Annotated in this window: 25 protein-coding genes; 15 read left to right on the top strand and 10 right to left on the bottom strand. The window is 47.3% G+C overall.

Going from position 1 to position 23769, the window contains the following annotated elements:
• Positions 1-30: 30 nt before the first annotated feature.
• From ASG33_RS23690 to ASG33_RS23675, 4 genes are all read right to left on the bottom strand, one after another.
• Entirely contained in the window at positions 31-489 is a 459-nt protein-coding gene (locus tag ASG33_RS23690) for a hypothetical protein (protein WP_056291416.1), read from the bottom strand.
• 22 nt (positions 490-511) lie between these two features.
• Entirely contained in the window at positions 512-721 is a 210-nt protein-coding gene (locus tag ASG33_RS23685; RefSeq protein WP_056291414.1) for a heavy-metal-associated domain-containing protein, read from the bottom strand.
• Between the two features lie 112 nt (positions 722-833).
• Positions 834-3062: a cation-translocating P-type ATPase gene (locus ASG33_RS23680; protein ID WP_056291720.1), complete on the bottom strand. Its 2229-nt coding sequence runs from the start codon at positions 3060-3062 to the stop codon at positions 834-836.
• 83 nt (positions 3063-3145) lie between these two features.
• Positions 3146-3484, bottom strand: coding sequence for a tRNA-binding protein (locus tag ASG33_RS23675; protein WP_056291412.1), 339 nt, complete (start codon positions 3482-3484; stop codon positions 3146-3148).
• A 114-nt stretch (positions 3485-3598) separates the two neighbouring features.
• On the opposite strand from ASG33_RS23675, the gene ASG33_RS23670 reads away from it, so the two are divergent.
• On the top strand, positions 3599-4702 hold the full coding sequence (locus tag ASG33_RS23670) for a lactonase family protein (RefSeq protein ID WP_056291411.1): 1104 nt from the start codon (positions 3599-3601) through the stop codon (positions 4700-4702).
• Positions 4703-4708: 6 nt separating this feature from the next.
• On the opposite strand, the gene ASG33_RS23665 is transcribed toward ASG33_RS23670, so the two are convergent.
• On the bottom strand, positions 4709-6088 hold the full coding sequence (locus ASG33_RS23665) for a TlpA family protein disulfide reductase (RefSeq protein ID WP_229238834.1): 1380 nt from the start codon (positions 6086-6088) through the stop codon (positions 4709-4711).
• 128 nt (positions 6089-6216) lie between these two features.
• Between ASG33_RS23665 and ASG33_RS23660 the strand changes: the two genes are divergently transcribed.
• A complete protein-coding gene (locus ASG33_RS23660) occupies positions 6217-6990 on the top strand; it encodes a YdcF family protein (protein WP_056291407.1) in 774 nt (257 codons plus the stop codon).
• A 15-nt stretch (positions 6991-7005) separates the two neighbouring features.
• Here the strand turns inward: ASG33_RS23660 and pfkA are convergent, their stop codons facing one another.
• Complete coding sequence (gene pfkA, locus ASG33_RS23655; protein ID WP_056291404.1) at positions 7006-7980, bottom strand: 6-phosphofructokinase; 975 nt, start codon at positions 7978-7980, stop codon at positions 7006-7008.
• A 243-nt stretch (positions 7981-8223) separates the two neighbouring features.
• On the opposite strand from pfkA, the gene ASG33_RS23650 reads away from it, so the two are divergent.
• Genes ASG33_RS23650 through ASG33_RS23630 form a run of 5 tightly spaced genes read left to right on the top strand, consistent with a single transcriptional unit; the run spans position 8224 to position 12510 of the window.
• Positions 8224-10710: a hypothetical protein gene (locus ASG33_RS23650; RefSeq protein WP_056291403.1), complete on the top strand. Its 2487-nt coding sequence runs from the start codon at positions 8224-8226 to the stop codon at positions 10708-10710.
• Entirely contained in the window at positions 10707-11030 is a 324-nt protein-coding gene (locus ASG33_RS23645; RefSeq protein WP_056291401.1) for a T9SS type A sorting domain-containing protein, read from the top strand. Before ASG33_RS23650 ends, ASG33_RS23645 begins: the two co-directional genes overlap by 4 nt.
• Positions 11027-11710, top strand: a complete 684-nt coding sequence (locus ASG33_RS23640) for a hypothetical protein (RefSeq protein ID WP_056291399.1) — start codon at positions 11027-11029, stop codon at positions 11708-11710. The genes ASG33_RS23645 and ASG33_RS23640 overlap by 4 nt, the downstream gene beginning before the upstream one ends.
• Positions 11711-11740: 30 nt before the next feature.
• The gene (locus ASG33_RS23635; RefSeq protein WP_056291397.1) at positions 11741-12268 is read left to right on the top strand and encodes a DinB family protein; all 528 of its coding nucleotides are present in this window, start codon (positions 11741-11743) and stop codon (positions 12266-12268) included.
• A gap of 14 nt (positions 12269-12282) precedes the next feature.
• Positions 12283-12510 carry a DUF2905 domain-containing protein gene (locus ASG33_RS23630; protein ID WP_056291395.1) on the top strand — a complete coding sequence of 76 codons (228 nt, stop codon included), beginning with the start codon at positions 12283-12285 and terminating at the stop codon, positions 12508-12510.
• 32 nt (positions 12511-12542) lie between these two features.
• On the opposite strand, the gene ASG33_RS23625 is transcribed toward ASG33_RS23630, so the two are convergent.
• Positions 12543-13046, bottom strand: coding sequence for a hypothetical protein (locus ASG33_RS23625; protein WP_056291394.1), 504 nt, complete (start codon positions 13044-13046; stop codon positions 12543-12545).
• A 118-nt stretch (positions 13047-13164) separates the two neighbouring features.
• Between ASG33_RS23625 and ASG33_RS23620 the strand changes: the two genes are divergently transcribed.
• The gene (locus ASG33_RS23620) at positions 13165-13545 is read left to right on the top strand and encodes a hypothetical protein (RefSeq protein WP_056291392.1); all 381 of its coding nucleotides are present in this window, start codon (positions 13165-13167) and stop codon (positions 13543-13545) included.
• 194 nt (positions 13546-13739) lie between these two features.
• On the opposite strand, the gene ASG33_RS23615 is transcribed toward ASG33_RS23620, so the two are convergent.
• Complete coding sequence (locus tag ASG33_RS23615) at positions 13740-14129, bottom strand: hypothetical protein (RefSeq protein ID WP_056291390.1); 390 nt, start codon at positions 14127-14129, stop codon at positions 13740-13742.
• A 45-nt stretch (positions 14130-14174) separates the two neighbouring features.
• Entirely contained in the window at positions 14175-14633 is a 459-nt protein-coding gene (locus ASG33_RS23610) for a Panacea domain-containing protein (protein WP_056291388.1), read from the bottom strand.
• A gap of 352 nt (positions 14634-14985) precedes the next feature.
• Between ASG33_RS23610 and ASG33_RS23605 the strand changes: the two genes are divergently transcribed.
• The 6 genes from ASG33_RS23605 to ASG33_RS23580 all read left to right on the top strand — a co-directional run bounded on the left by ASG33_RS23605 (position 14986) and on the right by ASG33_RS23580 (position 22030).
• The gene (locus ASG33_RS23605) at positions 14986-15564 is read left to right on the top strand and encodes a helix-turn-helix domain-containing protein (protein ID WP_056291386.1); all 579 of its coding nucleotides are present in this window, start codon (positions 14986-14988) and stop codon (positions 15562-15564) included.
• A 210-nt stretch (positions 15565-15774) separates the two neighbouring features.
• Complete coding sequence (locus ASG33_RS23600; RefSeq protein ID WP_056291384.1) at positions 15775-16467, top strand: HAD-IA family hydrolase; 693 nt, start codon at positions 15775-15777, stop codon at positions 16465-16467.
• A gap of 28 nt (positions 16468-16495) precedes the next feature.
• Positions 16496-17629, top strand: coding sequence for a TIGR03364 family FAD-dependent oxidoreductase (locus tag ASG33_RS23595; protein WP_056291382.1), 1134 nt, complete (start codon positions 16496-16498; stop codon positions 17627-17629).
• A 40-nt stretch (positions 17630-17669) separates the two neighbouring features.
• Positions 17670-19334, top strand: a complete 1665-nt coding sequence (locus ASG33_RS23590; RefSeq protein ID WP_056291380.1) for an alkaline phosphatase family protein — start codon at positions 17670-17672, stop codon at positions 19332-19334.
• 23 nt (positions 19335-19357) lie between these two features.
• Complete coding sequence (locus tag ASG33_RS23585) at positions 19358-20716, top strand: aspartate aminotransferase family protein (protein WP_056291378.1); 1359 nt, start codon at positions 19358-19360, stop codon at positions 20714-20716.
• 15 nt (positions 20717-20731) lie between these two features.
• The gene (locus ASG33_RS23580; protein ID WP_056291376.1) at positions 20732-22030 is read left to right on the top strand and encodes a DUF5690 family protein; all 1299 of its coding nucleotides are present in this window, start codon (positions 20732-20734) and stop codon (positions 22028-22030) included.
• A 71-nt stretch (positions 22031-22101) separates the two neighbouring features.
• On the opposite strand, the gene ASG33_RS23575 is transcribed toward ASG33_RS23580, so the two are convergent.
• The gene (locus ASG33_RS23575; protein WP_056291374.1) at positions 22102-22326 is read right to left on the bottom strand and encodes a hypothetical protein; all 225 of its coding nucleotides are present in this window, start codon (positions 22324-22326) and stop codon (positions 22102-22104) included.
• A 268-nt stretch (positions 22327-22594) separates the two neighbouring features.
• Here ASG33_RS23575 and nhaA point away from each other — a divergent pair, with 268 nt between their 5' ends.
• On the top strand, positions 22595-23758 hold the full coding sequence (nhaA, locus tag ASG33_RS23570) for a Na+/H+ antiporter NhaA (protein ID WP_056291372.1): 1164 nt from the start codon (positions 22595-22597) through the stop codon (positions 23756-23758).
• Positions 23759-23769 lie beyond the last annotated feature (11 nt).

Below are 23769 nucleotides of genomic sequence, written 5' to 3'. Positions count from 1 at the left end.
GATCTGTTAATTAGCTATTAATCAATTGTATCAGATCAGAAACGACTGGATAAAAGAAAGCATACTTCTCCCATGAAGGCGGGAGGAAAAGGATATGTCGGGCGAATCGGGCGGAGAAGGAAGTCTCCATTCCGCACGGATAAACTGGAAGGATGTAGCAAACCAAACCACATCTCCTGCCCACACTTTAAGGATTTTTGCAGCCTGCTGACCACCGGAAGCAACCACATCCAGCTTTTCAAACTTGTGGTTCTCCTTGCAGCAGTCTGTTTTTTTGATATATGTTCCCTTCGACGCTGTAAGCAGCTTGCTTTTGGCACAACAGGTACCAGCTTTTTTAACGGAATCTTCTGATTTTGAAGGGGTAACAAACTGCACCGACTTGCCGCGCATCATGCATTGATGCTCCACCAAAGCAAATCCTGTACTGCTGAACAGTACCAGAAATGCCATCAGGGCGGTGATCGATTGGTGCAATTTGTTTTTCATTGTATGCCAAATATATTAATTATCAGGCTATTTCTTCGGCTACATAGCCTGCATTCTTGATCAGTTCTTCAATTTCCTCGGCAGAATGGGAGGTTTCTACTTTCAGTATTCTTTGCGGATCTTCCAGGTCTACGGCCCAGTTGGCTACTTCTTTATCTGCATTCAAGAAAGGTGTAACAGTAGCTACACAGCCGCCGCATTTGATATTGGTTTTGAATTTGATTGTTTCCATTGTGTTATTCGAAATCAGGGTATTTAAATCGATGTTACAAATATCGGTACTCCATGTAAGCCACGCATTACACAATTACCGCGGGTTATTACAAAGTTTTGGGAAAGCCGGATTACAACCGCGCCGCCCGCAACCGCAGACTGTTCATTACTACCGACACCGAGCTCAGCGCCATTGCGCCGCCTGCAATCATCGGATCCAGCAGGAATCCGTTGACTGGATACAAAATCCCCGCCGCAATGGGGATACCGATCAGGTTGTAAATAAATGCCCAGAATAAATTTTGCCGGATCGTTGCTACTGTTTTACGCGACAGTTTCAATGCTTTTGGCAAGACGAGCAGATCGGAAGTGATCAGCGTCATTTTGGCCACATCCATCGCGATGTCAGACCCTTTTCCCATAGCAATGCTCACATCGGCTTGCGCCAGTGCCTGCGAATCATTGATCCCGTCGCCGACCATGGCCACAATCTTCCGGTCGGTTTGCAGCTGCCGGATCGCCTGCATTTTATCATCGGGCTTCATCTCGGCGCGGTACGAGACAATGCCGGTTTCTCGGGCTATTGCCGCTGCTGCCTGCTGGTTGTCGCCGGTCAGCATAATCACTTCTATCCCTTGTTTTTGCAATTCGGTAACCGCCTGGCGGGAAGTTGGTTTCAGGGTATCTGCAATGGCCACTACTGCCACCAGCTCTTTGTCAGCCGCTATTCCGATTACAGTTTTCGCCTGCTCGGCAATTTGTCTTACCTCATTGATCACGTCGGTTCCAACTGTAATCTCTTCACTTTTGAGGAAATTAAGGGTGCCGATTGTGTACCGGACATTATCGACTTTCCCGCGTACACCGCTTCCTGTCACCGATTCAAAATGACGTACATTCAGTTGCGCAGGTGTGTCGATATGCTGAACTATCGCACTGGCAAGCGGATGCTCGGATCGCGATTCAATGGCCTTGATAGCGGTCAGGTGCTTTTCCCTGTCAGCTTCCTTAATTTTCCATATCCAGTCGGTAACCACGGGGTGGCCCATGGTGAGCGTGCCGGTTTTGTCCACTACTACCACATTCACGCGGTACGCTTTTTCAAGACTTTCTGCGTCACGGATCAGGATATGGTTTTCGGCTCCTTTCCCTACACCTACCATCATCGCAGTAGGCGTAGCGAGGCCGAGTGCACATGGGCAGGCAATCACCAGCACAGATACCGCGGCCATTAAACCGTGGGTTAATGCATTTTCACCATCGGCAAAAATCCACACTACCAGCGTCAGCACCGCGATCGCGATCACGGCAGGGACAAACACACCTGCAACTTTGTCAACCAGTTTTTGAACTGGTGCTTTGCTCCCTTGCGCTTCTTGCACAGTCTTGATAATTTGTGCCAAAACGGTTTGCTTGCCTACCTTTTCGGCCACGAATGTAAAGCTGCCGTTCTGGTTGATTGTTCCGGCAAAAACGGGGTCGCCTGCGTTTTTAAGGGCAGGTACCGGTTCTCCGGTCATCAGGCTTTCATCTACAAAAGAGCTTCCCGAGATCAGCTTTCCGTCAACAGGTATCTTTTCTCCGGCTCGGATCAGGATTTCGTCGCATGCAACAACTTCCTTTACATTCACTTCCATTTCCACGCCCTCGCGGATCACCCGCACTATTTTGGGCTGTAAGCCGATCAGCTTTTTCAATGCGTCGGAAGTCTTCGTTTTGGCACGCTCTTCCAGCATTTTACCCAAAAGGATAAAGAAAATAATCACGGAAGCTGCCTCGAAATATACGTGCGGATGCAGCCCGCGGGCGTGCCAGAAATGCGGGAAAAAAGTGTTGAATGTGCTGAAAAGGAATGCGACACCGGTACTTAATGCGACCAGCGTGTCCATATTCGCCTTGCCGTGGCTGGCCTGTTTCCATGCATTGACAAAAAAGTCTTTCCCGAAAATGAACAATACCGGAATTGTCAATGCCAGCATGACATAATTCGAAAAAGGCAGGTCCATGAAGAACATGCCCAGGATCACCACTGGGACAGTCAATACACCCGACCAGATCGTCCTAGTTTTCAGTTGTTCATAATGTGCCAGCCGGGCTTTCTCCTGCTCGGCGAGCGCATCATCTTCTTCGTCTTCGATAATAAGCCCGTATCCGATCCCATTCAGTACTCCGTTCAGCTGCTGCAGGGTTACGGTATCAGGATCATATTCCACCGACACAGACTGACTCGCGTAATTGACCCCGGCGATTTCCACGCCAGGGGTACTTTTAAGCATACTTTCAACGCTCACTGCGCATGCCGCGCAAGACATTCCGGTTACCGGAAGCGTTACTTTATGAATTTCTGATGTTGTATCCATAGCCTTGTAAATCTTGTCTACAAAATTAATAACTGCATCTGCGCGAGTCATTACACAATTCTGGCCGGGATTTACATGATTTCTCAGGCCAGCCTCGTTCCGTTTGGAACCTCGAAATCCGGCCCCGTCAGGATCACTTCTCCGTCTGGTAATATGAAGCCGGTTGTCAGTACTTCGGACCTGAAATCGGCGATTTGCTTGGGAGGGAAGTTCACGACGCAAAGTACCTGCCTGCCGAGGAGCTGCTCTTTGGTATAACGTTTGGTGATCTGTGCGGAACTGGCTTTGATCCCGATTTCAGGGCCAAGGTCTATCCTGAGTTTGAAGGCTGGTTTACGCGCCTTTGGAAAGTCAGAAACCTCGATGATCGTGCCTGCTCTCAGGTCAACTTTCTCAAACTCCTGCCAGGTAATCGTTTCCATTGTAATCCAGAATTGTGGTTTGTTTCAAATTGATTATCTATTTAAACAACATTAAAAACAGGTTTGGGTTCGCTTTTGAGTACGTTTGGTAAAATCCCATTCTAAACCACGATCATGAAAAACATCATCCTTCCCATATTGCTGCTCGGCGCTTCGCTGCTGTTGGTCTCATTTCAGGACAAGACCGTTCCCTTTTACATCGGGACGCAGGATAAAGGCGCTAATTCCTCCATTTCGCTTTGCGAGCTCAATTTGTCAACGGGCAAGATTACGCTCATAGATACTTTTAATACCTCTGTCGGGCCGGGCTATGTTGCGGTTTCTCCCGACAAGAAAACGCTCTATGCAGCTGGTGGAAACAATAAGGTGGATGCTTATTCCATTGGCAAAGACAAAAAGCTGACTTACCTCAACAGCCAGTCTTCCGAAGGAGCTAATCCCTGCCACGTGGCGGTACATCCATCGGGGAAGCTCGTTTTTGCGGCTAATTACACGGGTGGAGGCTTTACTGCTTATCCGGCAGAGGCGGGTGGAAAATTGGGTACGCCTGTTTACAGGGAACAATATACCGGTACCGGGCCAAATGAAAAGAGACAGGAAAAATCGCACGCGCACTTTGCAACAGCCAGTCCTGACGGGAAGTTTGTATACGTTACAGACTTAGGCAGTGACAAAGTCATGAATTATACGGTGGATACCCGAAAGAATCAACTGGTACCGAATCCGGCGCAGCCATTTTTTACTGGAAAACCCGGCGCAGGTCCGCGCCATTTGATCATACATCCGTCAGGCAAGTCGTTGTTCCTGCTGAATGAGCTCGATGCCACACTTACATCGTGTTCAGTTGATAAAAACGGCGTGATAACCGCTATTAAAACATACCCGACGCTTCCGTCGGATTTTACCAGTACCAACACCAGCGCAGCTATTCACCTGCATCCGAATGGAAAGTTTGTTTATGTTTCCAACCGCGGGCACAATTCCATTACCGGATTTGCGATCAAGGCGAATGGAGAACTTGAAATGGTGGATCAGCAGACAAAGTCTATTGCAACTCCCCGCGACTTCAATATCGACCCCAGCGGAAAGCTGATGATCGTGGCGAATCAATCTACTGATAACCTGGTGGTGTACGATGTGGATCCTGCAACCGGCAAGCTGGCTTTCAAACACGAGAGCATTTCTGTGAAGCTGCCGATTTGCATTGTATTTCCCTGAAAGTGATCAGAGTTTCCGTGCCATTTTGTTTTGATAGTAATTCAAAAAGTCTTCCAGCTGCTCCACGGGCATTTTGCGGGCGATGATCTTTTTGTTTTTATCCAGGATATAAATGGTAGGCGTAGTTACCACGTCAAATTTGCGGTTGAAATCTATCTGTTGCAGTGCATCGAAACCGTTAATAACATCTTCGAGATGGTAGTTTTTAATAAATGACTTCCATTCTTCCATATTATGCTCTGTGGAAATCGCTATTACTTTAATGCCCTTTGCTTTGTTCTTGTCGTAAAACGCTTTCAGCACCGGTGAAGCTTCCTTGCAGTGCCCGCAGGTCGGGGCGTAAAAGAATAGCACCGTATATTCTGCAGGAATGGTCTGCACGCTTACCTTCTTTCCATTTTGATCCGTCAGGCTCAGTGGAGGGAAGGTTTTGTTCACCAGCAGATACTTCAGAGTATTCACCTTTTCGGCTATACGTTTCTTGTTCTCGGCAGTAACATCCATATCGCCTGACAGATAGTACTTCTCGGCCATATGTACCCAAAGTGCCTCGGTGCCGACGGTTTTAGGATTTTCATACTGATTGGCAATGTAAAAAACCACCCAGGTCTTAATGTCTTTATTAACAGAAACCTTCTTGACAATCGCATCCGCATCTTTGATCAGCGAATCAGGAACCTGTACAACCAGGTTTTTGAAGTAACGATCCAGTTTGGGTTCAAGAAAGGGCGTATTGACAATTCTCGAATCTGAAAAATCAAATGAATCCCAGTAATGTGATTTGTAATAGTTGAAAACCCAGATGGAATCGGTCTTTCCATTTGCCAGCTTGGGAGCCGCAGGTATCTCGGGATCTGCCGACATTTTGAGAAGCTGTGCGGTAAAGCTTTGCGGGTTTTCGCTCAGCATTTTCTGACGGTAAGCGGCGAAGCTTTGCTGGATATCTTTGATCTTGTTGCGGGAGTCGGCCCCATTTTCCTTGCCAAACTGCTCAATTTGCTTCGAGCTGGTTTTTAGCTCCTGCTGATATTTGTAAAATATCTCATTCTCTTTCGAACCGGTCACTTTCATGCTCCCGATCAGATCGGTCGTGTCTGTTTCCAGTTTGATATTGGTTTCCTTGCCTGAATATACCAGCTCGATCAGCCGCTGATTACCCGGAAACAGGATGACGTATAAACCGCCCGGCAGATTTGTCGTGCCTTCGAATACGATCTTCCCGGTCGCGTCGGCTTTGGCTGTATCTTTTGGTACAAACTGGTTGGGTGTCCGGTTGTAATGTCCGATAATAAATGAGGAATCCCTGACTCCTTTGATGTTGGCCTCAATGCGGTAACCCTGACCAAGTACATTGGCAGACATTGAAAAAGCGAAAAGGAGTAACAAACAGGCATTTCGTATAAAAGCGCTCATCAGACAGGTGTTTGCTTATCAGTATTAATTTTAATTACTTCAAATCTCGGGTCGGACAAAATTAGTTTCAAAACGATAACATCTATCAGGTTCTTATTCAAATGTTTTTTTTTCTCTCCAAAGCCATAGACTTTCTGGTAATGCCGCTGAGCATTATAATAATGCTGATGATTTTGGCGCTTTTTACCAAAAACTACAAATCGCAGAAACGGCTGATTGCGCTGGCGATCGTGCTGACTTATTTGGCTTCCAATACTTATCTCGTTACCAAGGCGCTCAACTGGTGGGAGCCGCGCGTGGTGCAGCTTAAAAATCTGGAAGGTACTTATGACGTGGGTATCCTGCTTTCAGGCGGTCTGATTTACGGGGAGAAACCTTTTACGGACCTGATTTCAACGGGTGATAATGGCGACAGGGTAGTGCAGGCTTTCCGGCTCTACAAAGCAGGTAAAATCAGGAAAATCCTGATCACAGGTGCCAGTCTGGATTATCAGATGGAGCAGCGAAAGGGAGAAACGCGGATAGCTGCCGACCTGCTGGTGAAATGGGGAGTCGCCCCTGGTGACATTTTGTTCGAGGAAAGAGCGAGAAACACACGTGAAAACGCATTGTATTCTGCGCGTATCCTCAAACAAAAATTTCCGAACGGGAGATATATGCTGATTACCTCCGCTTTTCATATGCGCCGGTCACTCGGCTGTTTTCAGAAAGCCGGTGTTAAGACCGATTATTTCTGTGCCGCTTATCTTGGCGGGTACAACGGGATCACTTTTGATCGTTTGCTGGTCCCCGATGCCAACGCATTTGCTGATTTTAGTGTGTTATGGCATGAACTGGTCGGGTATGTTGTATATAAACTGACCGGCTACGCCTGATGTGAAAACCAGCGCTTATACGCTGAGGATTTTCACCATTCTTAAAAGGTCTTCGTTGATTGGTTTTGGCAACCTGATCGTATCTTCAAAAGGCGTGTAAACCAAGTCGTTGTTCACGATTCCGGCCATTACATTTTTCTGTCCACCGATCAATCCTTCCACAGCACCAAGACCAAGGCGGCTTGCCAGGATCCGGTCGTAGGCAGAAGGCTGTCCTCCACGTTGCGTGTGGCCGAGGGTTGTTACACGGATATCCGCATTTTCATCCACCTGTACCTTGATCTTTTCGGCTACTTCCTGCGCACTTCCTTCTTCGTCACCTTCTGCTACAATAATGATAGAAGATGATTTCGAGCGGCTCCATCCTTGTTTAAGGGTTTCAACCACCTCCGAAATAGGAGTAAGCACTTCCGGTACCATCACCAGTTCCGCACCACCTGCAATACCTGACTGCACAGCGATGTAACCTGAGTCACGGCCCATTACCTCGATAAAAAATATGCGGTCGTGCGAGCTGGCGGTGTCGCGGATCCTGTCGATCGCGTCCAGTGCAGTGTTTACCGCTGTATCAAATCCGATCGTGTAATCGGTTCCGTAAAGGTCATTGTCAATTGTTCCGGGCGCGCCTACGGTTGGGATACCGTATTCATTTCCAAAAATCATAGCGCCGGTGAACGTACCATTACCGCCGATGGCTACCAAACCTTCAATCCCGTGGGCCATCAGGTTGTCGTATGCTTTCTTGCGTCCTTCCGGAGTCACGAACTCTTTACTCCTCGCGGATTTAAGAATCGTACCGCCTCTCTGAACTATATTACTAACCGAGTGAGAGTCCATTTTATAAACATCACCGGCAATCATTCCGCTATATCCTCTTCTGATTCCAAAAACTTCAATACCATGGTAGACAGCGCCGCGTACTACTGCCCTGATACAGGCGTTCATACCCGGGGCATCCCCTCCTGAGGTAAATACTCCAATTCTTTTCATTTAATTTCGGGTTACTTCTATCTTTTTGATTGTGTCGCGACGTTTGAACCTTAAAGTCACAATTTCCGCAAATTTATCCGGTATTTCCTTAAAATATATGACCTGACTCTTAATTCTATTAAAAAATTGCCAGAACAAGATTCGGATTTTACACCCTAAACATATATCAATACTTATATATTTGCGCCGGTTAATAGAAATTTAATATTCATTAGACCAACTGCAGGCTTACTTAATATCACAATGAAAAACCTGATTTCCTGGCAAAATACCTGGCCGCACCTAGTAGCTGTATTGGGCTTTATTATTCTGTCCATTGTATACGTTTCTCCGGTACTGCAGGGGAAAAAACTGGTGGCGACAGACGATATTCAAGCAAAGGCCGCGGCACGTGAAGTGATTGACTATCAAAAACAAACAGGAGAATGGTCTTCGTGGACCAATGGGATGTTTGCCGGAATGCCCGCTTACCTCGTAGCCACCGATTATCCTACGAGTATCTCCACCAAAATAGGACAGGGTATCAACAAGCTCCTGCCTGCACCTGCCAACTACCTGCTGATCGGCATGGTGAGCGCGTATGTACTTTTCCTGGTGATGGGCGCCGGTAGCTGGCTCGCAGCATTGGGGGGAATTGCATTTGCCTTTTCATCCTTTAACATCATTAACCTCGAAGCGGGGCACATTTCACAGGTAATCGCGATCATGTATGCACCGGGTGTTATTGCTGGGGTCATATTGGCTTTCAGAAAACACTGGCTTGCCGGGGCTGCACTTACCGCCTTCTTTTTGTCACTTGAACTTTACGCCAACCACGTTCAGATTACGTATTATCTCGGAATCGGGATTGTAATCCTGGTTGTAATTGAAAGTATTGCTTTTATCAGGAATGGTCGCGGCAAAGAGCTGGTACTTGTAGTCGGCGGCCTGGGGCTTGCGGCTGTGCTGGCCGTGGGGACGCATACAACCCGGTTGTGGAATGCTTATGATTATACCAAAGAAACAATCCGTGGTAAATCGGAGCTCACCAGCAAGGATGCTGCTGCCAGTCCGGGCAAAAACGACGGGCTTGACAAAACGTACGCTTTTACATACAGCTACGGTTTTGGCGAACTGCTCACGCTTATTATCCCGAATGCGTACGGCGGCGCCGGATACGGGCCTCTTTCCACTGATTCCGAAACTTACAAAACGTTGATTGGCCGCGGTGTCGATCAGGGTAATGCGCAAAGTATCATACAGCAAATGCCGCTTTACTGGGGTGACCAGCCGATTATGGGTGGTCCCAACTATGTGGGCGCGGTCGTATTCTTCCTGTTTTTGCTGGGTATTTTTATTGTTAAAAGTCCGCTCAAATCCTGGGCTGTCGCCGTAGTGCTTTTGTACATTGTTTGGGCACTGGGCAAAAGCTTTGCAGCTGTGAACTACCTGTTCTTCGATTATTTCCCGATGTTCAATAAGTTCAGGGCGATGACAATGGCGGTTTCACTGGCGCAGCTGCTGATGGTTTTCCTGGGGGTACTGGCATTGATTATCCTTGTTCAAAAGAAAATTACCTGGAAGGAATTCCAGAAACCTTTTTTGATATCAGTTGGTATCAGTGCCGGTTTGATGGTGATCATGGCTTTAATGCCGACATTGTTTTTCAGCTTTCAGTCAGCAAATGATTCGGCGACGTTGGAGCAGTTTTCACAGATGACCCGGGATAAGGCATTTGCACAACAAATTATGAATTCCATTGTACAGGACCGGATAGGTCTGATGAAAGCCGATGCATTCCGCAGCCTGATATTTATACTCCTCGCCGCCGGACTGATCTGGGTGTGGATGATGGACAAGATCAAGCCTGTCGCACTTTACGTAGTATTGATTGCCCTTGTTGTTTTCGATTTGTTTGGTGTTGATAAGCGCTATCTGAACAGCGAAGATTTTGTGTCCAATTACGTGGCACAAGGAAATACCGGCCCGTCTCCGGCCGACGAACAGATTCTCAAAGATCCCGATCCTGACTATAAAGTATTTGATAATACATCAGGGCAAGGTCCTTTCAACAGCGCGGCTGCTTCCAATTTCCATAAATCATTGGGCGGCTACCACGGCGCGAAGCTTCGGAGGTACCAGGAGCTTTTTGAGAGGCAGGTAATGAGCCAGCGTCCTAATATGAAGGTTATCAACATGCTGAATACGAAATATTTCCTTATTCCGGATCAGCAGGGTAATAAAGTGGCGCAAACCAATCCCGATGCATTGGGGCATGCCTGGTTTGTAAGCAGCTACAAGGTTGTTCCGAATGCGGATGCTGAAATGGCTGCCCTTGATTCACTAAAACCACGGTATGAGGCAGTGCTTGATCAGAAGTTCGCTTCTAAATTACAGGGGCTCAGTCTGCAAGCAGATTCTTCTGCCAAAATCAGTCTGATCAGCTACAAGCCCAATGAGCTGATTTATGAGAGTAATTCCAGCAAAGAAGGGTTGGCGGTTTTCTCGGAGATCTATTATAATGTGCGGAATGAATGGAAGGTAACGATCGATGATAAGCCAGCGGATATGCTTCGTGCCAACTACGTACTTCGCGCATTGAGGGTACCGGCAGGTAAGCACACGATCAAATTCCGCTTCGAACCTGTGTCAGTAGCAGTAGGTAGTAAAATAGACCTGGTGAGCTCGATATTATTGCTGGGGCTGATCGCCGGGGCCATATTCGTTGGTGCAAAATCCAGGAAGGTATGAGAGGTCTGTTCGCAATCTGGCTGACGCTATTTGCATTGGCTGGCTGTAACAAACCGGACATGGAGCCAGATCTGGCAGTTGTCACCTATCCTAATCCGGCTACCAGCGTGATTACGGTTTACGTACAAAATGATCAGCAGCAAGCTTACATCATCCGCATTTTCGGTCCGGATGCGAAGCAGGTTGCCGAGCAGGAAGTCGGGGCGGGCATTCAGCGCACCGGTATCAAGTTCGATCTGGAAGGTAAGAGCAAGGGTACTTATCAGGTTGTAGTGGAAATAGGAGGTATTACACTGGTCAGAACGTTTTATAAAGTATGAAGCACTTCCGGTTCATTACCTGTTTGCTTTTCCTGTTCATTGGTTTTGAATCCTTCTCACAAAACAGGAAGACAGAATGGTACGTTACAGCAAACGGGAATTTTTACATGCCGGTTGGCAACAGGTCAAAAGGTATGTATCCTATTCTGTGGTATGATAAAACGACTTCGCCCAAAATCCTGCTTGGCGGGGTGGGGACCGGAGCAGCATTGCTGAAACCACTGAGCAAAGATTTCAGCTTCAAGGCACAAGCCAATTTGTCAAAGCATACTTACTGGGAAGACCTGACGTTGATGAGAGATTATGTCGGTTCTTCCATTGGATACTTTCAGGCTGGTTCTTCCGATTATGGGCTTGGTGTCGCTGCCATGATCCATTATTTTCCTGTCGAATCGTTTTCAATCGGGGCCGGGCTGAGTGGACAGGCTACTTTGATTTCGCTGTCAAGAACGCCCGGAATGTACGTCGGCGCTGATATTGATCCTGGTATTGTCGTGAACAGGTATTATAAAGCCGTCGTACCAATGGTACCGGTAGAGCTTTCTTATACAGTGAAAAGATTGCTGTTCAATGTAAGGTATGAGGCAGGATTGATAAACAGGATCAAGGGTGATCTCGCCAACTTCAAATCGGACAAGTACAGTCTTCTCACATTTGAACTAGGGTTTCGGATAAACTAACGTGCTTCTCAGTTATTAAATGCATTCAAAATGACAGACAGAAAATATCCCATTGGTCCGTTTGTTCCGCAGGAAAGCTATACGGAAGAGGAACTGGCCGAATTGATCGCTACGATTGAATCTGCGCCCGCCGCTTACTGTGAGCTGGCTGGCAATTTTTCACAGGAGGATCTCCGCAAAACTTACCGCGAAGGCAGCTGGACTGTTCAGCAGCTGATCCACCACGTTGCCGATATCCATTTGGTGCACTTTTTCAGGATGAAAAAAGCATTGACCGAGCCTGATTACAAGGAGGTAACTTTAATCAATATGGACGGTTGGGTCAAAACGCCGGAAGCTGATCTATACCCGATTGCGGATTCACTTGCCAGTTTTGAAGGGATTGGGAACAGGTATGCGTACCTCGCTAAAAATCTTACTCCCGAGCAACTGGACATTGCGTATTTCCATCCCGTTCGCCAGATGTGGATCAGTCAGAAACATGCATTGGCTATGTCGGCCTGGCATGTGAAACATCATTTTGCGCACATTGAACTGGCGCTTGGTATTCTCGAATAGTTTCACGAAAAACCATGTCCCAAACCACAGGTAAATATCTGATCCTGATCGGTCTGGCAGTTGTTCTGATCGGCATTATCGTGTACTTTCTGAGCGATAAGCTACATTGGCTCGGCCGCCTGCCCGGTGATATCCGGGTTGAAAAGGGAAACTTCAAATTCTATTTCCCGATTACGACTATGCTCCTGCTCAGCGGCCTGCTCAATCTGGTGATCTGGCTGGTGAAGCGGTTTATGGGATAGGTTACATTAGCTGCGAGTGGTAGGTAGCTATCCTATTTCCGCACAGGCTTCAATCCCCGCATTGCTTTTAATCCGATAGTGGCGGGTGTGGTTAGAGGTATTTCCAGGAGCTTTGGCTCGGTTTCCGGTTCTATATATTCGCGCTTTTCGGTGATGTAACGCCTGATGATAAAGGCTTCTTCGCGCTCGAAGTTGATCGGGCTTAAACCCACATTTGCAGACATATCGTACAATTTCTTGTGCCACAAGGCCGCTTCTACATTTCCGTCAAATGCATAATGGTTTTCAAACCCGCGATCAAATTTGAAGTGGATCATTTTTCCTGCATTGGTCAGCAGACTCTCCGGCGTGCCGGTAAGCGTAATAGGGATATAGGTTTTTTTATCCACTATAAACCCGCCGTAATTGTTCTTGATATGCTCCCTCATGTTCCGCGGTGTGTCGCCGACGAGCAGTACATCGACGAGCAAAATCAGTTCGGCAGCATGAAATTGCTGGGTAGTTTCAATGAGTGGGAGCGTGGAAATGCGGATCATCCGACTTTATACTGTTAATTAGAGATTGTTATAGGCGACAACATGATTGTGCTGCTGCGAGGTTCAAAGGCACAATAATTATGCTTGTCGTAATTGATAAATCAAACCAAAAATAAGAATGGAACTTCAAAAGGTGAAGAATTACAGGTTTGTCGGCTTACTTGGAAACGGCCGCGAGCGATATAGCGATAAGGAACTGGATCAGGAGCAGCCTACCGAGCCTATTGTAATCGATGCATTTGGTTTTTCAGATGTTTACAGGTATGCCGGATACGTTTTCCTGGATGAAGAATGGTTTACCAAATACGATAGGAACTGGCGGCTGGACACTGCCAAAATTGACGAGCTGCTGGTTGATCTTGTGAAATACTCGGTGAAGGATTCAAAATCCGAAAACCTGGCCAGGATTGAAGCCTATCTGCAATCACCACCCGAGACAATAGAAGAAGCCGCCGAAGTCTGGAAATCCTTCCATGAGCCCACACTAAAAAGAATATAATCCTTTGTCCCCGGGCTTAAGCCCGGGGCAATGGACTGCTATGGCTTTGCGAAATTTTAGCACTATCAATTTCTAGCACTATCACTTTCGAGGGGCTTTAGCCCTAAGAAAGCCCAGCAAAAACAATCCCTTGCCCCGGGCTTAAGCCCGGGGATCATTGAATTGAATTGAATTGAATTCAATTGGTTATCCAATTAATCTCTGTTTCTGTTTGGGAAAAGATATTTGGTAACAGCCAGGAAGAAGGCGGCCACATTAATGGTTGTAGTAGTAATCAGGGCGATGGTTACCTCATTCGTAAGTTTGAAGTGCATGGATTCAAAGCCGACCATGAGAATAATGCCGAAAATGCCAGCCAGCCAGAGTGCTACCATCCAGAAGATCAACTTCGCGTATTTCTTACGCTCCTGCGTATCCTGCCGGAAGCTTTCAAGTTCGGCTTTATTTTTCTCCCCTGCATAATCTGCTGTTGCTTTCGGGTCCCGGTTGGCAAAAACGAGACTGTCAGTCGTAATCTGATCAGGTACGTCAGACTGACTGTTAATTACATCCGCTACATTCTGTACAATATTGGTTGACGGCATTGTTGGCTCGGCTCTCGGCTGCAACTGGTTAACTGTATTTCAGGATTATGCTGCCTGATGTGGAAGATTGAAAGATTCCCGGAAGTACTTTTTCATCAGTTCAGGACTTATCGTGGTGTTCAGGGAGCGCTTTGCAGCCTCATCCCACGGAGATCCCGGCAGGTGTGTCCAGTTGGCAAGCTTGATGGCATCAACACTTTTGGTGATATTCCACACATCCAGAAGAATGGACTGGGTATTGGCGTCGAGGCTGAGGCCGTCGGCAGGCTGTGGCAATGTAATGGGTTTGTCGCCCCAGCTTTTGAAGGTATTATATACAGATGGAATAACCGGACCGTACCGCCAGGCCTGAATATCCTCGGCCAGAAGCGGCTTTTCTGTCAATGCCAGATACATTCCATTGGCGAGGTATAAAACCTTCTGCAATTTCATATTTGTAAGCGGCACATCATCGACAATGCCGAGATTGACAAAATAACGGGCTACTTTAATTGCATCGTGCATAACCGGATCTTTTAGTATGTGAGAAGGAATATATCATTTCTTTAAAACTCCTCAATATAACGGAATATTCCTAAAAAATAGTTCTTGGCTGTTAGGTGTTAAGCTGTTAGCTATTAGCTATTAGCGATTAGCTGTTAGCTATTAGGTACAGAACAAAGGAAGTGCTTTCATTATATGGCTGTGTTAAAAGAATAAACAGCACATATAATCAGATACTAAGTAAAAAGCCAATAGCTAACGGCTAAAAGCTAATAGCTCTCAGCAAAAAACTTACACCTGCTATATTTTCCTGGGCTAAGTAAAATTTACATTGTATCATTGACGAGCCAATTTTTACTCACTTGAAAAAAGCATGCAGGAAGATATTCTTTTGCAGATCAGCAATAAGTTAAAGGAAGTCAGGAAGAATAAAGGGGTTACCCTGCAGGAAATTGCTGATGAAGCCGGTGTTACAAAAAGCCTCGTTTCTCAGATTGAAAACAGCCGCACCATTCCGTCGCTGCCTGTGATGCTGGGCCTGATCAAAGCTTTGGATATCGACCTCAATGTATTTTTCAAGGATATCATATCCAAGTCGCCTGGCGAGAATGTACTTGTGCGGCGCAAGGAAGAGTACCAGCCTTTTACCAAGGAAAATGCAAAAGGCTTTTACTACCAGCGCATTTTCAGCCGGCAGTTTAAAGACAACCATATCGACGTAGTCCTGTTAAGACTGGAAAAGGATGCGAAGCGCCCGATGGTGCGTACCAATGCATTTGAATTCAAGTATGTACTCCAGGGTGCGGTTGAGTATACCGTAGGTAAAAACAAATATGTGCTGCATCAGGGCGATTCCATGTTTTTTGATGCCAATGAGCTGCACAATCCCCGGTGCATTGAGGGTGACGAAGCATTGCTGCTGGTGATCTACTTCTTTCATGAGCAGGTTTAGTGTTACTGTACGCGCTTCAACTATCCTGTTTAAAAGTTCAATATAAATTAACATTCGCTTAATTTTCAATCTGCTCGTTTTTTCTAGATTTGTGAAACTGATATAGCATTTAAGAAGCTTTATGTGTGCTTTTCTGTGCAGGTCTCAGTATGATTAGTTAAATATTACTTTACTGATATATTGAAGTTTCACCAATTATAATCTGAATTAATGATCGAGCTAGTTGTCTTTGATATGGCCGGGACGACGGTCAGGGATAAAAATTTTGTAGGTATCGCATTTCAGGAAGCGATGCAATCTCAGAGTTACGACATTGAGATCCGGGATATCAATCCATTAATGGGTTATGAAAAGCCGCTTGCAATCAAAATGATGCTTGAAGCGCATGAGCCGGATCAAACCAGGATCACAGAAGAGCTGATCGGTAAAATCCATTCCAGTTTCGTCGATGCAATGATCCGGTTCTACAGTACCACCCAGGAGCTTGCGCCACTTCCGAATGTGGAAGAAACTTTCAAAACGCTCCGTTCGGAAGGGATCAGAATTGCACTTAATACCGGTTTCTCCAGGGATATTGCCGATGTGATCGTGGAAAGACTGGGGTGGACAAAAAAGATCGATATGCTCGTGGCGAGCGACGAGGTGCAATCGGGCCGCCCGGCTCCTGATATGATCAATAAAATAATTGCAACGCTAAACATTACCTCCGCCGCGCACGTAGCGAAGGTGGGCGACACAGAAGTAGATATCAATGAAGGAATCAATGCAGGGTGCAAATATGTGATCGGCATTACTACCGGTGCATTCACACGCGAAGCGCTGCTGCCTTACAATCCAACCCACGTAATTGATGATATAGCAGACGTGGTCAAAATCATCTCTCACACACATTCACTGGCCTGACCGGTTTAATCATTTGGTTAGTTTCGAAATGAAAAAATCTGCGATTGTAATCGGAGCGGGTATCGTCGGGCTTGCTACGGCCAGGGCTCTTGCTACCCGGGGCTACGAGGTAACTGTTATTGAAAGATCGAGTAAAGCGGTTGGCGCGTCTATCCGGAATTTCGGGATGGTGTGGCCGATTGGTCAGCCGGAAGGAAAGCTTTACGAGCGTGCATTGCATGCCAAAAGCATCTGGAAAGAAGTGCTCGCGGGGGCCGGGTGCTGGTCGCACGAAGGTGGCAGCCTGCACATGGCGTATCACGATGATGAAAACGAAGTACTGCAGCAATTTGCGGAAACAAGCAGTTACCGGCCTGTTCAGTACCTCAATGCGGCGGCTACCCTTGAAAAGTCGCCGGCCGTAAATGGAAAACAACTCCTCGGCTCTCTCTATTCTGCCGACGAGATGATCGTGGACCCGCGGGAAGCGATCGCCGCGATACCGGGTTACCTAACAGCAGCGCTAGGTGTTACATTCATCTGGAACACTGCTATTTCCAGGGTTACGTATCCGCAGGTTTTTTCGGGTGCAAAAAGCTGGTCAGCGGACGAGATATTTGTTTGCAGCGGACAGGATTTTGAAACATTATACCCAGAGCATTTCAGCGCAGCGCCTCTGACCAAATGTAAACTGCAGATGCTGCGGCTGGAAGCACAACCCGATAACTGGAAGATTGGCCCGGCCTTGTGCGGCGGCTTGTCACTGATCCATTACCACGGCTTCAAAGCAGCACCTTCATTGCCCCGCCTGAAAGCACGATACGAAAGCGACTATGCAGAATACCTGAAATGGGGCATTCACGTGATGGCGTCTCAGAATGGTCTGGGTGAAATTACCGTGGGCGATTCCCACGAATATGCACTTACATTCGACCCTTTTGACAGAGAATTTATCAATACCATGATCCTGGACTACCTGGCTACTTTCGCGCAGTTTAAATCGCCCAAAGTGTTTCAGACCTGGCACGGGATCTATCCAAAAATGACAAATGGCCAGACCGAGATCGTGTTGCAGCCAGAGAGTGGCGTGACGATTATCAACGGGCTTGGCGGCAATGGAATGACATTGTCTTTCGGTTTGTGCGATGAGGTAGTGGGCGGTACTTACGCGCCTCTGAAGTAGACAAGAACCTTTTTAATTTTCCTAAACCCTTATTCAAACCATGAATGCGTTCAGGGCATTGTTACTCCTTTTTGCCGGATTGATCCTTTTTTGCTCGTTTCGGCAGAATGAAGAAGGTCCGGCCGGTATAGAACACGTGATCGTAATCGGTGTGGACGGGCTCAGTCCCGACGGGATCAAAAAAGCGGAAACGCCATTTATTGATCAGATGATCTCGGGCGGCGCTGTGAAGTGGAATGTACGGACGGTGCTTACTTCTGCAAGCAGCCAGAACTGGGCCTCGATGATCATGGGCGCCGGGCCTGAGCAGCACGGGATCATTAATAATGACTGGGAAATGGACGAGCATACCTTACCCGCTATCGTGAATGAAGCGGACGGACGTTTTCCAACGATTTTCAGCGTACTACGGAAAGCCAGGCCGGATGCAGAAATCGGGACTGTGTATCATTGGGAAGGTTTTGGAAGGCTATTTCAAAAGAATGCGCTCAGTTACGACAAACACTTCTCCACCGAAGATTCCACAGCAACAGATTTTATCAGGTATATCAAAAGCAAAAAGCCGCTACTGGGCTTTGTGCATTTTGACCATGTAGACCACGCGGGTCACCATGGCGGGCACGGCTCTCCGGAGTATTATAAATCCGTTACCAAAGCAGATTCGCTGATCGGGGCGGTTTTGAAGGGGATTGAAGAAGCGGGGATGAAGGAGAAAACGCTCGTTATTCTCTGGGCAGACCATGGCGGCATTGGTTACGGCCACGGCGGAGCAACTCCCCAGGAAGCCGAAATCGCGGGGGTGTTTTATGGGAAAGGAATCAAAAAGGGCTACGAAATCGCACAACAGGTATATACTTATGATCTCGCCTCGACCATTGCATTTGCATTGAGCATTGAGCAGCCTTATGCCTGGATCGGCAGGCCGGTAAAGCCTGTTTTCGAGGGAATGCAGGAGCCGAAGAACCTTTGGTTGGGTGAAAAGACGGTGGAAGCGCCTGTTATTTACCCGGACAGAAACCTATACGCACAAGCAGGCGGCCTGTTTATCGACCAGAAACCGGTTGTTAAAATCGAAACAAAAGCTGCGAACAGTGTCACAAGGTATACGCTCGACGGCACAGAGCCCACGCCATCTTCCCCTGTCTTTGAAAAGGAATTGACATTAACCAAAACCACCGTTGTAAAAGCGCGCACCTTTGACCAGAAGGGAAACCCCAGCCCGCGTGCTACCGCCTATTTCAGGGTAGTGAGTTCAGGCAAAGGAAATGGATTGACGACCACATTTTATCAGGAAAAAGACCTGAAAAGATTGCCTGATTTTACCAAAATACAAAAAGGCAGCAGCTGGACAAGCCCCGAATTTGCACTTAATAAATCACAGATCAGCAAGCTTCTCAAAGATGAAAATGAAAGTTTCGCTGTACGCTTTGAAGGGTTTATTCAAATTGAAAGAGCAGGCAAGTACACATTCTCGACCCAATCCGACGATGGCAGCAAGCTATTTGTCGATGGCAAAGAGGTAGTAAATAATGACGGGAACCACGGTGTGCAGGAAGAAACAGGCTCTATTGAGCTGAAAGCCGGCAAGCACCCGATCCGTGTCGAGTTTTATAACAATGGCGGAGGCTTCTGGCTCGACGCATTCTACAAAGGTCCGGGCATTACGAAGCAGCTTATCCCGGCAGACAAGTTGTTTGTCAAATAACCAATCCAAACTGACACCTGCAAATGGCCGAAGCGCACAACCGAACAGAGGGGGATATCAATTTATCATCTGCCCGCAGCGACTGGTACGCATTGATCAACGATCCTGAGACGGTTTCCTGGCTCAATGAGGATGAAGCTTACTTTTTGCATCAATCATTGTCAACGCCCTGCCTTGACGTGCTTGCTTCCTGCGATGGCATTTACCTTACTGATATACAAGGTAAAAGGTATATGGATTTCCACGGTAACAATGTGCATCAGCTTGGTTACCGCAATTCTTACATTGTAGAAAAGGTCAAAGCACAGCTGGATATTCTTCCTTTTTCACCACGTCGCTACACCAATGTGCCGGCCATAGAACTGGCTAAAAAGCTGGGTGATTTAATGCCCGGTGATTTAAAGCGGGTACTATTTGCGCCCGGCGGTACATCGGCGATCAGTATGGCGCTGAAACTGGCGCGCATTGTTACCGGAAAGCACAAGGTGATTTCGCTCTGGGATTCCTTTCACGGCGCTTCGCTGGACGCCATTTCGGCGGGAGGTGAGCTGGATTTCCGAAAAGATATGGGACCGATGCTACCAGGCGTGGAGCGCATTCCGCCGCCTATGACCTACCGCGGGCCTTTTGCATCGGCGGGCAGCGGGGATCTGGCTTATGCGGATTACCTCGAATATGTAATAGAAAAAGAAGGCGATATCGGTGCATTCCTCATTGAAACGATCCGCAATACCGATGTTCAGATCCCTTCCAATGCGTACTGGCAGCGCGTCAGGGAAATTTGTACCAAACATAAAGTACTGCTGATACTCGACGAGATCCCGATCGCATTCGGCCGCACCGGGAAAATGTTCGCATTTGAGCATTATGGAATTGAGCCCGACATCGTCTGTCTCGGAAAGGGACTCGGCGGGGGGATTATGCCAATGGCGGGAATCGTGGCCAGAGACAGCTACAATGTAGCGCAAAGTGTTTCGCTCGGCCACTTTACGCATGAAAAAAGTCCGCTCGGAAGTGTGGCTGCGCTGGCTATGCTGGAATATATTGAACAGCATGCGATTCTGGAAAAAGTAAAGGAGGACGAACAATTTATGTCAACCGCACTCGCAAAAATGAAAGACAGATACCCGTTGATCGGCGATGTGCGCGGGATGGGGCTTTTGTGGGGCATTGAGCTGGTAACTGACAGGGTAACCAAGGAAAAGGCTGTGAAAGAGGCGGAGTTGGTTATGTACGAATGCCTCAAAAACGGTTTGAGTTTCAAAGTGTCCCAGGGCAACGTGCTGCAACTCTCGCCACCACTTATCATCACCCGCGAGCAGCTTACAGAGGCGCTGCAAATCATTGAGAATGCATTGATCACCGCGTCAGGCACTGTCTGACTAAATAGACGGATTATGCGATTGAAAGAAGTACTTGCCCGATCCAACTTCCTGTTTGTTCTCTGGGCTATCATCGCCTCTTTCGGCGCTTATTTCTGCATGTACGCATTCAGGAAGCCATTTAGCGCTGGCTTGTACTCCGGTCTGGAGCTGGGCGACCTCAGCTACAAAACCGTACTCATAATTGCACAGGTAGCTGGTTACACCATTTCGAAGTTCATCGGTATCCGCATTATTTCTGAGCTGAAACCCGGCAGGCGCATTGCTTTTGTGATCAGCCTCATCATCATTGCCGAGGTGGCTTTGTTGCTGTTCGGTCTGGTTCCGCATCCTTACAACTTCTTTTTCCTGTTTATGAACGGGCTGCCGCTGGGTATGGTGTGGGGAGTTGTATTCAGCTTTCTGGAAGGGAGGCGGTTTACTGAAATGCTCTCCATGGGGTTGAACATCAGCGTAGTCGTCGCCTCCGGAATTTTAAAAACAACCTACATTGAAATTCACACCCTTTTGCCCCAGGTATCTGAATTCTGGATGCCGGCGCTCATGGGTGGATTATTTCTGCCGCCTTTTCTGATGTTCGTCTGGATGCTTTCCATGATTCCCGCGCCGAATGCCGAGGATATTGCATTGCGTACCGAAAGGTTACCTATGACCCAGCCGGACAAAAAGCAGGTGATGCGCCAGTTCGGCTTTCCCGTTCTGTGCATGGTTATCTTTTATGCCTCGCTGGTGGTCGTACGCGATTTTAGGGACAATTTTATGATAGAGATCTGGAACGAGATCGATACTGACTGGGTAAGCAGCGTTTTGACACAAACAGAAATGATAACCGGGCTGGTAGTGCTCGTAATTATAGGCTCACTGGGCTTTATCAAAGATAACCTTACCGGCTTCCGTGCCACCAACCTTATCCTCTTCGCGGGCATGCTGATGATCGGGCTATCGACTTTCCTTTTCTCACAAAAACTGATTTCCAGTTTTTACTGGATGCTGTTTGTAGGAATGGGCTTGTTCCTGGCGTATACGCTGCTGCAAACCGTGTTTTTCGACAGAATGATCGCGCTGTACCGGATCCGCGCCAATGCGGGCTATTTCGTTTATATGTGCGAGAGCATCGGTTACCTCGGCAGTGTCGGGCTACTGCTTTACAAAGAGTTTTTCATGAAAGAACTGAGCTGGTCGGGCGTGCTGATGCATTTCGCCTACATTCAGTTCGGGATAGGGTTTCTGCTGTTGCTGCTAACCAACCTGAGCCTGGAAAAGCGGCGAAGCAGTTCGTTTTCCAACAACAATGCGCCGCTCGCCGTGATCTGAAAGGGCATAAAAAAAGGAGAAGCTAGTGTTCTCCCTTTTAAATCTCAATTTCACCTTAACCTTATTTCAATCTATTTTGCCACTTTGAGCTCCACAATGGAAGCTTTCTGAGCAGGCGTGTACTTGCTGTATTCGTTAACCGTTTTGCCGTTTTGCGGAGCCGGTGTTTCAAGTGCCGGGGTGGCGGCTGGTAATGCCATTTTAGCGTCTTCTTTTACTTCGTTATTATTATTTGCAAAAGCGATAGTGCTGCTCAATGTGAGTGCAAATGCGAAAGTTGTGATCAGATTTTTCATAGCTCTAAATATTTAAATTCTTGTCTTTGTCTTATTTGTATATGCAAATGTAAATGCATTCCGGGATATAGCATGAGAATTGTTTCACGAGTGAGCTAATGGTATTTTGAGCGGTTAATGCTGTTGATGAACAGTTTAGTAAATCATACACTGTTTGTGTTGGCTGTCCTGTTTGCCTGGTCAACCACTTGGCATACTATTAAGAGATATTGGAAAAGCACAATTTGCCTTGCCGGTTGCCCACAAAAATATTTATTAAATTGCCTGCATGCCAAGACTAATCAACTTAAAGCCACTCAAAGAATTTCTGCAATCCAGTACAGCAGGAGGTATCATACTGATCGTATGCGTAATCGTTTCACTTGGGATCGCCAACTCGTCCGTCGGGCCCGCATTTGAGCGCCTGCTTGGCATTGAGCTGGGGTTCAATTCCGGGGCGGTGCATTTACGCTATCCTGTTTTGTTGTGGATTAATGATGGTTTAATGGCCATATTCTTCCTAATGGTGGGGCTGGAAATCAAACGGGAGCTGGTGGAAGGAGAGTTGTCCTCATTCAAAAAAGCCGCATTGCCGATATTCGCGGCGATCGGTGGCGTCATGGTGCCTGCATTGATTTATGCCGCCTTCAACAGCGGCACACCGACAGCTGCCGGTTGGGGAATTCCAATGGCTACGGATATTGCCTTTGCGATTGCAATTGTCAGTATGTTGGGGAAAAGGGTACCTGCTTCCATCAAGATCTTCCTGGCCGCACTGGCGATTGTAGACGACCTGATCGCGATCCTGGTAATCGCGGTTTTTTACTCCTCAGAGCTGCATTATATGTATCTGCTGTATGCATTTGCCATTTTCGGCGGCATGATGGCCATGAACAAGTTCGGGGTAAAGAACCTGGCCGCTTACCTGATACCAGGCTTGTTTATCTGGTATTTCATTCACCATTCCGGTGTGCATGCAACCATCGCCGGAGTACTCACTGCTTTTGCCATTCCCACCACTCCCGACGCAACGGAGTCGCCGCTCGAAAAGCTGGAACATATCCTGGTAAAACCAGTCAACTTCGTAATAATGCCCCTTTTTGCATTGGCAAATACAAATATCACGATCGAAGCCAGCATGCTGGAAGGCCTGAATTCGACACTTGGCCTGGGCATTATTGTTGGATTAACATTGGGAAAACCAATTGGTATCTCACTGATTGCCTGGCTTACGATCAGACTTGGGATCGCATCGCGGCCGGGTCATGCCAACTGGGGCCACATTATCGGGGCAGGTATGCTCGGCGGGATAGGTTTTACAATGTCGATCTTCATTGCATTATTGTCTTTCGCCGGCGCACACGAAATTCTGGCCGAAGCCAAGTTTGCTATCCTCACCAGTTCGGTACTTTCCGGTTTGCTCGGGTACTTTGTGCTGAGTCGGAAGTTTTAGTTTTCAATGAC

Source organism: Dyadobacter sp. Leaf189, assembly GCF_001424405.1.
In the GTDB taxonomy this organism is placed as follows: domain Bacteria; phylum Bacteroidota; class Bacteroidia; order Cytophagales; family Spirosomataceae; genus Dyadobacter.
This window is presented reverse-complemented; position numbering and strand designations above follow the sequence as displayed.